Here is a 13673-nt window from a genome sequence, read left to right on the forward strand (position 1 = left end):
CGCCCACGACAGGTGAATATCGGGTTGTGGCGCGATCTGCGGGAACCCGGCGCGGACCGGGGCCGGCACTTCAGATACAGCAGTGTATTAGGATATGGTGCTGTATTTGGACGCGTTCGAGGAGGCCGCCACCGCCCGGTCGGACGTGCCGCCCCGACCCGCCCGACGACTCCCGACGTCCCATGCCGGCCGTCCCGGGCGGCCGGGCCGCCACCGCCTACACCCCGATGTGGAGATCCCGCAGCCATGAGCAGCAACACCTACAAGGTCATCGTCCGCGGCAAGTTCGCCCCGCTCACCGATGAGCAACGCGCCTCGCTGCTCGCCCGGGCCGACGAGCATGACCTCTTCGCGGCCAGGTTCACCGACGAGGGCACGGTGACCTACGAACGGCCCCTGCGCATCTTCACCTTCCGCTGCCTCGTACCCGTCACCCCCGACGACAGCGAGGCAGTCGTCTTCGGGAAGGCGGAGGAGGCCGCGACGGCCGCCGTCCGCAAGCTCGGCGCGGACAGCACCGACCTGCACTCGGTCTCCAGCGACCTGGAGGACATGCTCCGACGGTGGGGACGCTGACCCTGTCGGTACGTGCCCCGGCGCGGCAGGCCGTCGGGCACTCGTCGAGTTGAAAGGACGCGAGCCGTCTCATGACCCCTGAGGAATTCACCCTCCTGTTCTCCGAGCCCACCCCGCGTCGGGTGTTCTGCGCGGTCGACCTGGGCGGGGCCACCCCCACGGAGATCCTCGCCGCCTCCGGCCTCGAGGCGTCGAAGGCCGCCCCGGCCATCGGGAAGCTCCTCCGGACCGGGTTGCTCAGGTCCGACGGGCCCGGTCGCCTCGCGGTGAACGAGGAAACCCTCGCCGCAGTGGCGGCGGCGGCCACCCTCCGGCAGGAGGAGCAGGCCGTCGCCGAGCAGCCCGACCCGCAGCTGCGCGGCCTCGTCCGCGGGGGCGTCCTCGTGCACCTGCCGGAGGAGGAGGACGCCGACGCCCGCCGAACCGTGCTGCGGCACGTCGCGGAGACGGCCTTCGTCCCTGGCGACGAGTACGACGAACGCCACGTCACCGATCGCCTGCGGCCCTGGTGCGCAGGTGGCGCGGTCGACGCCGTCCACCTGCGGCGTCTCCTCGTCGACGGCGGCGTCCTGCGGCGGGACTCCGGGCGGTACGCGCTGGTCACCCCGGACGGATCGGTCCCCGGCCCGGATTCGTCCGATCAGGGAAGTGTCGGCATCGGGATGTCGGGGGCGGGAACGTTCGTGGTCTCGACACAGCCGGACACCGGAGTCCAATTCGAGATCACCCCGACCTACTGGCTGGCATTCGGCAGTTACGAGGCCGGCACCGTCGTCAGCGAGGACATTCTGACCAGGCCCTACCAGTTGCAGTTCCCGGACGGGGCAACCAAGGCCGTCGCCACCTTCGACGGCAAGAACTGGACGGTCGAGTACGGCGGATAGCCAGCACGGGAACCGAAGGCCGCACGGTGCAGGGCTGGCCAGCCACCAGCCCTGCACCGTTCTTCGCTCCGGCCAGGGCAGCTCAGGCGCGAGCCTGCCCCTGCCCCGAGGACCTGCGGGCCAACCACAGCCGGTGGGCGAACAACAACCCGTAGCCGGCGAGGACCGCGCCGAGCAGCGCCAGCGCACCGGTGTCGGCGGAGCGGCGCGCCGCGTCCAGGATCACGCCCAGCATCGCCGCCGCGACGATCAGGGACACGTGGTTCGAGGCCCAGAACACCACCGGTGTCATGCTCCCGGGGTCGAGGTCACGCATCGCGCCGCCCCGGAGCTGCCTGACGAGCCAGACCGAGAGCGGCGCGGTGGCGGCCATCGCGGCCCAGACCAGCCACGGCAACCAGCCGAGCAGCGCGAGGACAGTGAGCATCGCGTACGCGACGAGCTGCGCGCCGACGATCAGGTGCACCGCCGGCTGGTAACCGACGATGACGGGCAGCGTGCGCTTGCCGACCATCGCATCCGACCGGCGGTCACCCAGGTTCATCACCATCATCCGGGCCACCTGCAGCACCGCGGTGGGCGCCAGCACGGCCAGCAGCAGCATCGGTACGGTGCCGGCCTGGAGCACTGCCGCGACGGCGGGCCACAGGCCGTTGAGGATCGCGGCAACCGTCAGCTCGCCCGCGCCCCGATAGTTCAGCCGCAGCGGCGGCGCGGTGTAGAACCAGGCCAGCACCACGGCCCCGGTGGCGAGCACGCGCGCCTGCCAGGACGGCATGACGGCCACCATCAGCGTCGAGGCGCTGAACAGTACGAACGCGGCGCCGAGCGACACCATGGGTGCGACCGACCCGTCCACGAGCGCCCGGCTGCCGCCCGTCCACGGGGTGAAGTAGACGTTCGCCCGGTCGGCCTCCAGGTCGAAGTACTCGTTGCAGTAGTGGGTCATGACGTGGACCGTCCACGCGAACAGTTGCGCGACGACGTACCAGGTGAGATCGAGCGGATAGCCCTGGTGTACCGACACCGCCACGGCGAGGCCCACCGGCAGGACGTTGTACAGCAGGAAGCGCAGTCGGGCCAGTCGGAGGAAACCCCTCCAGGAAGTTCGATCCCACCCGGCGGCGGCTTGGCGAGGTCCTGGTATCAACTGAGATTCCCGCATCGCGGCCATGGTTGACGCCTCCCCGTAGTCAGACAGTGGCAGCAACCTATATCTCGGGGAACGGCAACGGAAACGATCTGTCCGGAAAAAGCTCCATGCCCCCTTCGGCGGACACGTCCATTTCGCCAGGGACCGGAGGGGCCCGCCCGTGGTCATCCCGCCCACCCCGGGGCGACATCGGGCGACCGTGTCGAGGCGAACACCGACTGCACCTGGATGGAAAGCCGGTTGACCGATCCGCAACCCGCGTCAGACGCGATTCATCGAAGCCGAGAAGACGAATCGCAGCAAAACGGCCGCAGACAGCTTTTTTTGCGTCTTGACTAAACCATTGAACGTTGCTTTGATCAGCACTCATTGATGTTCCTGCAAGGGCCGCGTCGATGGCTGTCCGTCCCGCCCCGTTCCCGCGCCGCGTCGGGTCAACCCGTCCCCTCGGCTTGCCGCTGCGTCCCTGCTTCCGTGGAAGGAGTCCCTCCTTGTCCCCCTCCGGGAATCCGCCGCACGACCTGCCACCCAACCGCCCGCCCACCGCCACCCGACGTCCACGCCACCGCGGGTTGGCCACCGCCCTGCTCGCCGTCTGCGTGCCGGCAGCCGCTGGGATCGCCGTGGCCACTGCCCCGTCCGCCTTCGCCGCGCCGGTTTCTGTCGGTGTCCATCTCACCACCACGTCCGACGCCGCCGGCCGTACGGTCACGCGCGGGCTGCAGCAGCAGACACCGGTCGGGTTCGCCGCCAGCAGCCCGAACGCCGACCAGACCATCACCGTCGACGACTCGGTCCGCTACCAGACCTTCGAAGGCGGCGGCGCGTCGATCACCGACACGACCGCCCACCTTCTTCGCGGCGGCGTCGTCAGCGCCGCGACCCGCGATGCGGTGATGACCAAGCTGTTCAGTCCCACCACGGGCATCGGGCTGTCGTTCGTGCGCAACCCGATCGGCGCCTCCGACCTGTCCCGGCCGGGCAACACGTCGCTCGACGACACGTGCTGCGACCTGTCCGATTTCGGCACGAACGGCTATGACACCAACGTGCGCCTGCTCACCCAGCAGGCGAAGCAACTCAACCCGGAGTTGCGGGTCAAGGGTGTGCCATGGAGTGCGCCGGGGTGGATGAAGACCAACGGTCGGATGGACCAGATGGGTTCGTTGAAGACCCAGTACTACGCGCTCTACGCCCAGTATCTGGTGAAGTACATCCAGTCGTACGCCCGCGCCGGCGTGCCGATCAACTACATCTCCGTGCAGAACGAACCCAACTGCTGCAAGGCCGACAGCCCCACGGAGATGAACTATCCGGGTATGGCCTGGACGCCCGACCAGCTCATCGACCTGACCAAGAATCACGTCTACCCCGCGCTGCGGGCCGCCGGCCTCACCACCAAGGTGATGGTGCAGGACTTCAACTACGGCGACTACTGGACCCTCGGCCAGAACCTCCTGCAGGATCCGGGCATCCGGACCGACCCACTCTTCGGCGGCATCGCCTGGCACGGCTACTGGGGCGAGCCCAACATCGGCGCCGTGGTGCACCACGACTTCCCGAATGTCCGGCAGTTCAGCACGGAGCACTCGGGCGGAACCTGGATCAGCAACCAGCACAACGAGGATCTCAGCGACATCGTCAACTACGCCCGCAACTACAGCAGCAGCCTGATCAAATGGAGCCTCGCGCTCAACCAGAACCACGGCCCGCACAACGGCGGATGCGACGCCTGCACCGGCCTGATCACCGTGCAGGAGGGCGGAGCACGGGCCGGTCAGGTCGACTACACCGTCGAGTACTACACGACCGGCCACCTGACGAAGTTCGTCCGCCCCGGCGCGCAGCGGATCGACTCCACCGAGACGTGGGGCGTGCAGAACGTCGCGTGGCGCAACACCGACGGATCCAAGGCGCTCATCGTGCACAACCCCGCCGCCAACGCCCAGCCCGTCAAGGTCAACTCGGGTGGCCAATCGTTCACCTACATGATGCCGGCGCGTACCACGGCCACCTTCACCTGGAGCGGCGCAGCGACGCCGCCGACGACCCCGCCCGCGACCACGCCGCCACCGACGACCCCGCCGCCGACCACCCCGCCCCCGACCACGCCGCCGCCCACGGGTTCCGGGACGGTCACGGGTCTGGGCGGCCGGTGTCTCGACGTCGTCGACAAGCAGAGCGGTGACGGAACGCCCGTGCAGATCTGGGACTGCCACGGCGAACCGAACCAGCAGTGGTCACGCCCCGGGGACGGGACGCTTCGATCGCTCGGGAAGTGTCTCGACGTGAGCGGAGCGGCTACGAACAACGGTGCCAGGGTGCAGATCTCGACCTGTAACGGCACCGCCGCCCAGCGCTGGACGGCCACCACTGCCGGCACCCTGGTCAACCCGCAGTCCGACAAGTGTCTGGACGTCGTGGACGTCAACAACTCCAACGGCGCCCGCCTGCAGATCTGGGACTGCCACGCCCAGCCCAACCAGACCTGGGTCCTCAACGGATAGCCGTACCGGGTCCGCCGTGGGCTGCCCTGTCCCGGTCAGCCCACGGCGGACCGCACTCGGGTCATGACAGGACCCGCATCGATCCCCACAGTCCGTCGAATGGCGCCGGCCACGAGGACAGTCCCCGATATCGAGGAGGCGCCATGAGGCGTTCCACCATGACGGCGCTGGTCGCCGCATCGACGACCCTGGTCGTGCTCACGAGCACGCCGTCCGAAGCCGGCACGGCCGGCCGCCCCGGACACGGCGCGCTCGTGACCGGCACCTACTCCGCAGGCGCCGAACACGCATGGCAACAGCTGCCGACCGTCCGCGTCGGCGACGACAGCGGCCGGCCCGTCGACGCGACCGTCGTGGTCGACCCCGGTCGGACCCGCCAGCGGTACGAGGGCATCGGGTTCTCCCTGGACGAGACCAGCGTCTCCAACCTGTGGAAGCTCACCCCGGCAAAGCGCGAGGAGGCCATCCGGCTGCTCGTCGACCCGAAGACCGGCGCGGGCCTCGACCGGTTCCGCCTGACGATCGGCAGCCCCGACCTGATCGAGCATCTGCCGTTCTGGTCGGCGGACGACCTTCCCCCCGGGGTCACCGAGGACTTCGGCCTCAAGCACTTCTCCATCCAGCGCGACATCGACCTGCACATCATCGACACCGTCAAACTGATCCAGCGTCACAACCCGCGCGCCACATTCTTCGCCTCGGCCTGGAGCGCCCCGGCGTGGATGAAGACGAACAACCGGTTCACCGGCGAGGTCGCGCTCCAGCCTGGCAGCACGACCAACTACTACCAGGTCGGCAAGCTGCGCGATGACTGCATCGACGTGTTCGCCCGCTACTACGTGAAGTTCGTCCAGGCGTACGCGAAGCGGGGCATTCACGTCGACGCGCTGACGCTGCTGAACGAGCCCGGCATGGACGTGGTCTACCCGGCCATGGACATCAGCGTGGCGCAGCAGCAGAAGCTGGCGCTCGCGATCGAGCGCGAACTCGCCGCCGCCCGGCTGCGCACCCAGCTCTACGTGCACGACTTCAACTTCTGGGACTGGCGCGACCCGAACAGCGCCGCGACGAAGAACTACCACCGCATCCTCGACGACGCGCCGGACGGCTCCGTGACCGGTAAGCAGGTCAGCCGCGCGACCGACGGCATCGCCTTCCACCCCTACTGGGGCGACCCGCGGGTCATGCGCGACGCGTACGAGCAGACCGGCAAGCCGGTGCACCTGACCGAGACGAGTGACCTGTCCCCGGCCACGGTGCTGAGCTACTTCCGGCTCGACGCGAGTTCGTACGTCATGTGGGCGCAGACCACGGACCAGGACGGTGGGACGTTGCACTGGACGCCCTCGCGCGACAACAACATCGACTGGGCGGAGGTCGGCCGGACGACGAAGTGGCCGAACCGCCTGGTCAAGGTGAACACCTCGACCCAGGACTTCACCGTCCGGGACGAGCTCTACCAGCTCGGGCAGTTCTCGAAGTACCTGAACCGTGCGCACGTGCGGGTGGAATCAAGCGCCACCAGCGGCGGCGTCAGCAACGTCGTCTACCGGGACAAGGACAATTTCGTCGCCGTCCTCGGAAACAGCAACGGCGCTCCCGCCACGACGCGCGTCGTGCTCGCCGACAGGTCCTTCGTCGTCACGGTGCCGGCGCGTTCGTTCGCCACCTACCGGTGGAAGGCTGAGCTGCCGTCGGCCCACGGCAACCACGCCCCGATCCTGCGTGACGTCGCCGACGTGGTCGCCGACCAGTACAGCACGGTTCAGGTGCCGCTGACCGCGTTCGACCGCGACCACGACCGGCTCGCCTACTACGCGCCCGACCTGCCGGACGGCGTCCGCATCGACGCCGCCACCGGCGTGGTGACACTCCACCCGACCGTCGCCGGCGAACAGAACCTGACGTTCACCGTCACCGACGGCATGGCGAACGACACGGTGACTGTTCGCGTGAACGTGCGGCCGCACGGCGCACCGATCGGCGAGCGGATCGAGGCCGAGGCGTACGTCGAGCAACACGGGTGGACCGAGGGGGGCAGCAACTTCATCGAGAACAACCCCGCGGCCAGCGGCGGCAGGAACGTCGGCTGGACCGAGGGGGGCAAGTGGCTGAAGTACCGCATCGACGTCGCCCAGGCCGGCACGTACGACCTGGAGGTCAGGGTCGCCACCGGCACGGGTGCCGGCATCACGGACGCGCTGTCGCTGCGCGATGCCGCGGGCAATGTCCTGGCCACGGTCTCGGTGCCGGACACGGGCGGCTGGGCCGCCTACCGGTCGGCGCACGCGACCGTCGAGCTGCCGGCGGGCGACCAGGTCGTCACGCTGTACTGCGAGACCTGGGGATTCAACCTCGACTACCTCCGGCTCGCGCCCCAGGTTCTGTCTCGCGAATCGTGAGTTGGAGCTGACCGACCACGGTGGGGCTGTGCCGGCGCCGCTGTTGCCGGCGCAGCCCGACCGTGCGGACGCCGGGCCTCGCGCCAGCAACCGCGTCACACCACGTCACCATGGAGAATGCGCGATCCGAAGACCCCTCCGCCCATATTTGCCTATGATTTTCCGCAAATGATGCGTTAAGGGGATATCCCGGCGGCGCGGCGGTTGCGGGAGAGGTGACTGTGACGGCGGACAGAAGCGCTGCCGGTCGAGGGAGGCCACCCAGGCGCTACCTGGTGGCGGTATTTTCGATCGTCGTCCTCTCCGGCGCGCTCTTCGGCTACGACCAGGGGGTCATCAGCGGCGCGCTCAGGGAGATCCGCCAAACGTTCGACGTGGACACCTTCGCGGTGGAGGCGGCGGCGAGCTGGGTGACCCTCGGCGCGCTGGTGGGGGCCCTGGCCGGCGGACACCTCGCGGACCGGACAGGGCGGCGGGGGGCGCTGTGGGTCGCCGCCGGCACCTTCGTCGCAGGCGCGATCGTCCAGTCGGCGGCGCCCACGATCGGCGTGCTGGTCGGCGCCCGGCTGGTCCTCGGGCTGGGCATCGGGGTGGCATCGGTCGCGGGCCCGATGCTCGCCGCCGAGGCCGCGCCGGAGCGCATCCGCGGTGCCCTGCTGGCGGTCTACCAGCTCTCCATCACATTCGCGATCTTCATCGGCTATCTCGCCGACGAGACCTTCACCCGGGCCGGGTCGTGGCGCTACCTGCTGGGCACTGCCGCCCTGCTGGGGGTGGCCCTCACGCTGATCACCGTCGTGATACCGGATTCCGCCGTGTGGTACCTCAAACGGGGCGATCGACACCGCGCCGAACAGTCGCTGAGCCGGACGGTGCCGCAGGCGAAGGTGCAGACCAGGCTGCAGGACATCCAGAAGAGCCTGCACGGCAGGAAGGCGGGCTGGCGGGAACTCCTCTCTCCGAGGTGGCGGCGCCCCCTCGCGCTGGGGGTCGGACTGGCGCTGTTCCAGCAGACGACCGGCATCAACGGGATCATCTACTACGCGGACTCGATCTTCTCGGCGGCGGGCTTCCGCACGCCCGAGGCGCAACTGTCCGCCACCACCTGGGCGATCGGAGCTGTCGACACGGCCTTCACCCTGGTCGCGGTGGCCTTCCTGGACCGGGTCGGCCGGCGACCGCTGTTGCTGGTGGGACTGTTGGGCATGACCGCCGCGCTCGTCGTGGTGAGCCTCAGCTTCCTGAAGCTGGGATCGGGGACGCAGGGGGAAGGGAGGGCCGGCCCCTCCGACGCGAGGATCTTCCTCCTGGTCGGCGTGGTCCTCTTCGTCGCCTTCTACGCCATGTCGATCGGCCCGACCGCGTGGACCGTCATCAACGAGATCTTTCCCGGGCCGATCCGCGGTCGGTGCGTGGCCATCGCCACCGCGACCCACTGGGGCACCGAGTACCTGATCACGCAGTTCTTCCTGAGCCTGCTCGGGACGCTCGGCAGAGCCGGCGTCTTCGCGCTCTTCGCCGGGCTCTGCGTCCTCGGCTTCCTGTTCATCTGGCGGTACCTGCCAGAGACGAAGGGCAAGACGCTCGAACAGATCCAGGACATGTGGCAGACCGACCGCCCCGCACGACCGCACCGGTCGGCGCGGCGGGTGTGAGCCGGTGGACGGCGGGACCTGCCACGTCGTCGCCGACGCGGTCCCGCCGACCGGATACCCTCGCCGTCGTGACGCACGAGAACGAGATCACCGAGCCGACCGACCTGTGCCTTCCGGGCGGACGGCTCCAGCCCGCCGCGGTCGGCTGGAGCCGCCGCCCGGTGCACCGGGCGAACCTGCGCGGCTGGGGGCGCAACAAGCGCTGGGAGTACTGGGGCATCGTCACCCCGACCCACATCATCGGCCTGGTCGCCTCGTCGCTGGACTACGCGGGCGTGCACGGCCTCTACGTGCTCGACCGTACGACGAAGGTCGAGATCGACAGGGGTGCGGTGGTCCCCTTCGCCCGGGGCACGGTCTTCCCGCCGGTCAGCGGGGCAGGCACCGTACGCGCCCACGGTGGTGGGCTCTCGATCGACATCGACCAGGTGCCCTCGGGGACCACGATCCGCGCCACCGCCCCCGGTCTGGAGGTCGATCTCGTGGTGCCGCTGCCGGCGGGTCACGAGTCGCTCGGCGTGGTGGTGCCCTGGAGCACCCGCCGGTTCCAGTACACCGTCAAGGACGTCGGCCGCCCGGTTCGCGGCACCCTGCGGGTGAACGGGGTGGATCATCCGATCGCCGAGGCGGACTCCTTCGCCGTCCTCGACCACGGCCGCGGCCGGTGGCCGTACGCGATCCGCTGGAACTGGGCCGCCGGCAGCGGCCCGGGTCGGGCGATCCAGCTCGGCGGTAAGTGGACCGACGGCACCGGCTCGACCGAGAACGGCCTCTTCGTCGACGGCCGGCTGCACAAGATCGGCGACGAGCTGCGCTGGGAGTACGACCGCGCCGACTGGCTGCGACCGTGGCGGATCACCGGTGAGCGGGTGGCGGTGGAGTTCCACCCCTTCCACGAGAAGATCGCCCGGACCAACTTCGGTGTGCTCGCCAACGAGACGCACCAGTGCTTCGGGCACTTCACCGGCTGGGCCGCCACCGACGACGAAGAGCGGGTCGACCTGGACGGCCTGGTCGGCTGGGCCGAGGAGGCTCAGAACCGCTGGTGACGTAGCCGGGCGTTGATTTGCCGGACCACGTCCTCGGGCAGCTTGAGCACCCGCCGGTCGTAGCTGAACAGGCCGTTCAGTTCGTCCTCCACGTCGGACAGTTGGGTGTAGACGGTGGCCGCGAGACCGGCCGGGATCGCGGGCACGATCTGCTCGTCGTGCAGCCGGGTGAACGCCCCGGCCAGTTCGGCGTCGGTGCGGAAGCGCTTGTACCCGAACTCGGCCGGCCCGAAGGCGTGCCCGTCGACGCGCAGGGTGTAGCCGCCGTACTCGGAGAGCACCAGGGCCCGCCGGTCCCGGCCGGGCGCGGCGCCGACGCGGACCGCTCCCCCGCCCGGCGTGGCGTCGCGGCGTGACCGGGGCCGCGACGCGCGGAAGCGACGGAAGTAGACGTGCAGGCTGCGCAGGTCGCCGCCGCCCTGGTCGTGCCAGCCGCTGGCGTGGTCGACGGTCCGGGTCGGGTCGAGGGCGGCCACCTCCCGGGCGACGTCGGCGGCGTCGAACTGCCCCCAGCCCTCGTTGAACGGCACCCAGACGGCGATGCTCACCACGTTGCGCAGGTGCTCGACGGTCTCGCGCGCCTCGGCGCGGAACTCGTCGCGCCCGGCCGCGTCGGCGCGGCCGAACCAGCGCCGCCACCCGCCCCGGTCGGGCAGCCGCAGCGGCGTCAGCACCGGCGCGGTGACCACCAGCGGGCGGTACAAGCTGCCGCCGTTGACCATGTCCTGCCAGACCAGGATGCCGAGCCGGTCGCAGTGGTGGTACCAGCGCAGCGGCTCGATCTTGATGTGTTTACGCAGCATGGTGAAGCCGAGCCGCTTCATCGCGGCGATGTCCGCGACCATCGCCGCATCCGACGGCGCGGTGTAGAGGCCGTCCGGCCAGTAGCCCTGGTCCAGCACCCCGGCGTGGAAGTACGGCTCCCCGTTGAGCAGCAGCCGGGGCACCCCGTCCGCGTCCGGCCCGACCCCGAACGAGCGCATGCCCACGTAGCCGCGTACCCGGTCGTCGCCGTAGCCGACGGTCACGTCGTACAGGAACGGGTCCTCGGGGGTCCAGGAGCGCACCTCGGGCAGCGGCAGGCGCACGGCGGTCCCGGCGGCGGCGCTCGCCTCGGCGACCACGACGCCGCCGGCCAGGATCCGGATCTCCACGTCGCCCACGGCCGCGCTCGCGTGCACGGTCACCTCGACACAGCCCTGCGCCAGGTGGGGCGTGAGGGTGAGCCGCTCGACGTGGGCCTCGGGGACGCACTCGGCCCAGACGGTCTGCCAGATCCCGGACTGCGCGGTGTACCAGATGCCGCCGCGGCGCAGCTTCTGCTTGCCGCGCGCGTGGTAGCTCGTGTCGCTGTCGTCGCGCACCGCGACGACCAGCACGTTCTCGCCGTCGCGCAGCGCGTCGGTGACGTCGCAGCGCACCGGCAGGTAGCCGCCGGTGCGCCCGCCGACGGGCACCCCGTTGAGCAGGACCGAGCAGGTCTGATCCACCGCGCCGAAGTGCAGCAGCACCCGGTGGCCGGGCCGGTGGAAGCCGTCGGGCAGCTGCAACGTGCGGCGGTACCAGAGGGTCTGGCCGGGCAGCAGTTGCCGCCCCACCCCGGACAGCGGCGCCTCCGGGGAGAAGGGCACCAGGATCTCACCGTCGTAGCGCGCCGGCTCCCGGTCGTCGTCGGTGATCGCGTACGCCCACCGGCCGTTGAGGTTGAGGTAGCTGTCCCGGACCAGCTGCGGGCGCGGGTACTCGGGCAGCACCTGCTCGGGGTCGAGGGCCTCGCCCCACTCGGTCGTCAGCGTCACGCGTCCTCCCTCCCGGCCCGGTGGCGGCGCAGCGCCAGCACCGGCACGACGATGAGCGTCAGCACGGCCAGCGCCATCAGGAAGATGCCCGGCGTCGGCACCTGTTTGACCACCCCCAGGTCCTGGTACGTCTCGTCGGCGTTGCTGATCACCGCTGCCCCCAGGTACGGGCCGATCAGCATCGGGATCAGGATGGCGAAGACCATCCGCAGCCCCTGCACGTGACCGGCCCGCTCCGGCGGCGAGTGGTCCCGCACCAGCGCGCCCAGCGGCGCCAGCACCAGCATGAAACCGGACATCATCACGATCCCGGCGCCAATCACCGGCAGCGTGCCCCGGGCCAGGAACATCAGCAGCAGGCCGGTGCCGTAGACGGCCGCGGCCGGCAGCACGAACCGGACCTTGCCGACCCGGTCGATCACCCGGCCGGCGAGCACGCTGACCACCGACGCGGTCATCAGCACGGCGGCGAGCACCACGGCGTACCCCTCGACCTTCAGGTAGCGCTGCAGGTAGATGACCAGGTACGGCAGGAAGACCTGCGTCGAGATGCCCCAGACCGACCAGGCGGTCAGGGCCAGGTAGAGGCCCGGGTTGGCGCGCATCACGGACGGCCGCAGGCCGTGGAACACCGAGCGCAGGTAACCGGCGTCGTTGCGTACCAGGGTGGGGCTGTCCTCGACCAGGAACCAGGCGGCGACGCCGGCACCGGCCATCACCGCCCCGATGATCAGGAAGAAGGTCCGCCAGTCACCGGCGCGGGCCAGCCCGTCGAAGCCGCCGAAGATCACCAACATGGCGAGCAGCGGCATGATCGCCAGCACCGCCTCGACCCGGCCACGGTTGGCCGGCCGGGTGACGTCGGTGACCCACGCCTGGAACGCCGCGTCGTTGGCGCCCGAGCCGAGGAACGACATCAGGCAGTCCAGCGCGATCACCGCGAGCACGGTGAGCAGGACGACGTTCGCCACCGGCGCGATGTCGCCCGTCGCGCCCACGGTGAGGAAGCCGAACGCGGCGGTGCAGACGCCCCAGAGCAGGTAGCCGCCCGCGACGAACGCCCGGCGCCGCCCGAGGCGGTCGGACAGCGCGCCCAGCAGCAGCGTGGCGAGCGTCGCGGTGGCGGCGCTGGCGGCGACCATCGTGGCGATCACGGTCGGGTCGGCGGTGACCGTGTCGTAGACGAAGAGGTTCAGATAGATGTTCTCGACCGTCCAGGCCATCTGGCCCACCAGGCCGAGCAGCACCACCGCGACCCAGGTACGCGAGCGCAGCCGCGCGGGATCGCCGGTGGGCGCGTCAGCGGCGCCACGGTCGTCGACGCGCGGCGGCACCGGATGCGGGACGGACATGGCGACCTCCTCGATGGTCAGCACATGATGAACCACGTTCGCCGCCTGCGGGAACGGGGTCCTCCCCGGTCACGATGAGCTCCGGACCGGTGCCCGATGGTCGGTCGCCCCGGCCCGGTCGGCCATCCCGGATGAGGTGCGGGCCGTGAACTGGTGCGGGGAAAACAGCCCCCCTCCCGGCAGGGGAACAGACCGGCGCCGCGTCTATTCGTACGCGGCGCCGGCTGGGCCGGTGATGATTGCGGTCTTCACGACCTGTTCCCTGCGAGCCCCTGGCCGGCCCTGTCGTGCAGGGC

At 70.2% G+C, this 13673-nt stretch carries 9 protein-coding genes; 6 read left to right on the plus strand and 3 right to left on the minus strand.

Annotated elements, in window-relative coordinates; genetic code table 11:
• The first annotated feature begins 246 nt into the window (after nucleotides 1–246).
• Together OG559_RS30060 and OG559_RS30065 are read left to right on the plus strand one after the other, a co-directional pair.
• Complete coding sequence (locus OG559_RS30060) at nucleotides 247–576, plus strand: DUF6204 family protein (RefSeq protein ID WP_405110210.1); 330 nt, start codon at nucleotides 247–249, stop codon at nucleotides 574–576.
• Nucleotides 577–647: 71 nt separating this feature from the next.
• Nucleotides 648–1460, plus strand: coding sequence for a DUF2087 domain-containing protein (locus OG559_RS30065; RefSeq protein ID WP_405110212.1), 813 nt, complete (start codon nucleotides 648–650; stop codon nucleotides 1458–1460).
• An 82-nt stretch (nucleotides 1461–1542) separates the two neighbouring features.
• Here the strand turns inward: OG559_RS30065 and OG559_RS30070 are convergent, their stop codons facing one another.
• Complete coding sequence (locus OG559_RS30070) at nucleotides 1543–2505, minus strand: prenyltransferase (RefSeq protein WP_405110215.1); 963 nt, start codon at nucleotides 2503–2505, stop codon at nucleotides 1543–1545.
• Between the two features lie 599 nt (nucleotides 2506–3104).
• Between OG559_RS30070 and OG559_RS30075 the strand changes: the two genes are divergently transcribed.
• The 4 genes from OG559_RS30075 (at nucleotide 3105) to OG559_RS30090 (ending at nucleotide 10226) form a co-directional block, all read left to right on the plus strand.
• On the plus strand, nucleotides 3105–5120 hold the full coding sequence (locus OG559_RS30075; protein WP_405110218.1) for a ricin-type beta-trefoil lectin domain protein: 2016 nt from the start codon (nucleotides 3105–3107) through the stop codon (nucleotides 5118–5120).
• 143 nt (nucleotides 5121–5263) lie between these two features.
• Nucleotides 5264–7522, plus strand: coding sequence for a carbohydrate-binding protein (locus OG559_RS30080; RefSeq protein ID WP_405110220.1), 2259 nt, complete (start codon nucleotides 5264–5266; stop codon nucleotides 7520–7522).
• A 275-nt stretch (nucleotides 7523–7797) separates the two neighbouring features.
• The gene (locus OG559_RS30085; protein WP_405110222.1) at nucleotides 7798–9177 is read left to right on the plus strand and encodes a sugar porter family MFS transporter; all 1380 of its coding nucleotides are present in this window, start codon (nucleotides 7798–7800) and stop codon (nucleotides 9175–9177) included.
• Between the two features lie 68 nt (nucleotides 9178–9245).
• Nucleotides 9246–10226, plus strand: a complete 981-nt coding sequence (locus OG559_RS30090) for a DUF2804 domain-containing protein (RefSeq protein ID WP_405110225.1) — start codon at nucleotides 9246–9248, stop codon at nucleotides 10224–10226.
• Here the strand turns inward: OG559_RS30090 and OG559_RS30095 are convergent.
• Together OG559_RS30095 and OG559_RS30100 are read right to left on the minus strand one after the other, a co-directional pair.
• Nucleotides 10211–12025 carry a glycoside hydrolase family 2 protein gene (locus OG559_RS30095; RefSeq protein WP_405110228.1) on the minus strand — a complete coding sequence of 605 codons (1815 nt, stop codon included), beginning with the start codon at nucleotides 12023–12025 and terminating at the stop codon, nucleotides 10211–10213. The genes OG559_RS30090 and OG559_RS30095 overlap by 16 nt on opposite strands.
• Nucleotides 12022–13413, minus strand: coding sequence for an MFS transporter (locus OG559_RS30100; RefSeq protein ID WP_405110231.1), 1392 nt, complete (start codon nucleotides 13411–13413; stop codon nucleotides 12022–12024). Before OG559_RS30100 ends, OG559_RS30095 begins: the two co-directional genes overlap by 4 nt.
• Between the last annotated feature and the right edge of the window lie 260 nt (nucleotides 13414–13673).

Source organism: Micromonospora sp. NBC_01405, from assembly GCF_045040155.1.
In the GTDB taxonomy this organism is placed as follows: domain Bacteria; phylum Actinomycetota; class Actinomycetes; order Mycobacteriales; family Micromonosporaceae; genus Micromonospora.

What these genes read in the sequence shown, in the direction of transcription:
- OG559_RS30060 (WP_405110210.1), top strand. Translation starts at nt 247, where the DNA reads ATGAGCAGCAACACCTACAAGGTCATCGTCCGCGGCAAGTTCGCCCCG.
- OG559_RS30080 (WP_405110220.1), top strand. Translation starts at nt 5,264, where the DNA reads ATGAGGCGTTCCACCATGACGGCGCTGGTCGCCGCATCGACGACCCTG.
- OG559_RS30065 (WP_405110212.1), top strand. Translation starts at nt 648, where the DNA reads ATGACCCCTGAGGAATTCACCCTCCTGTTCTCCGAGCCCACCCCGCGT.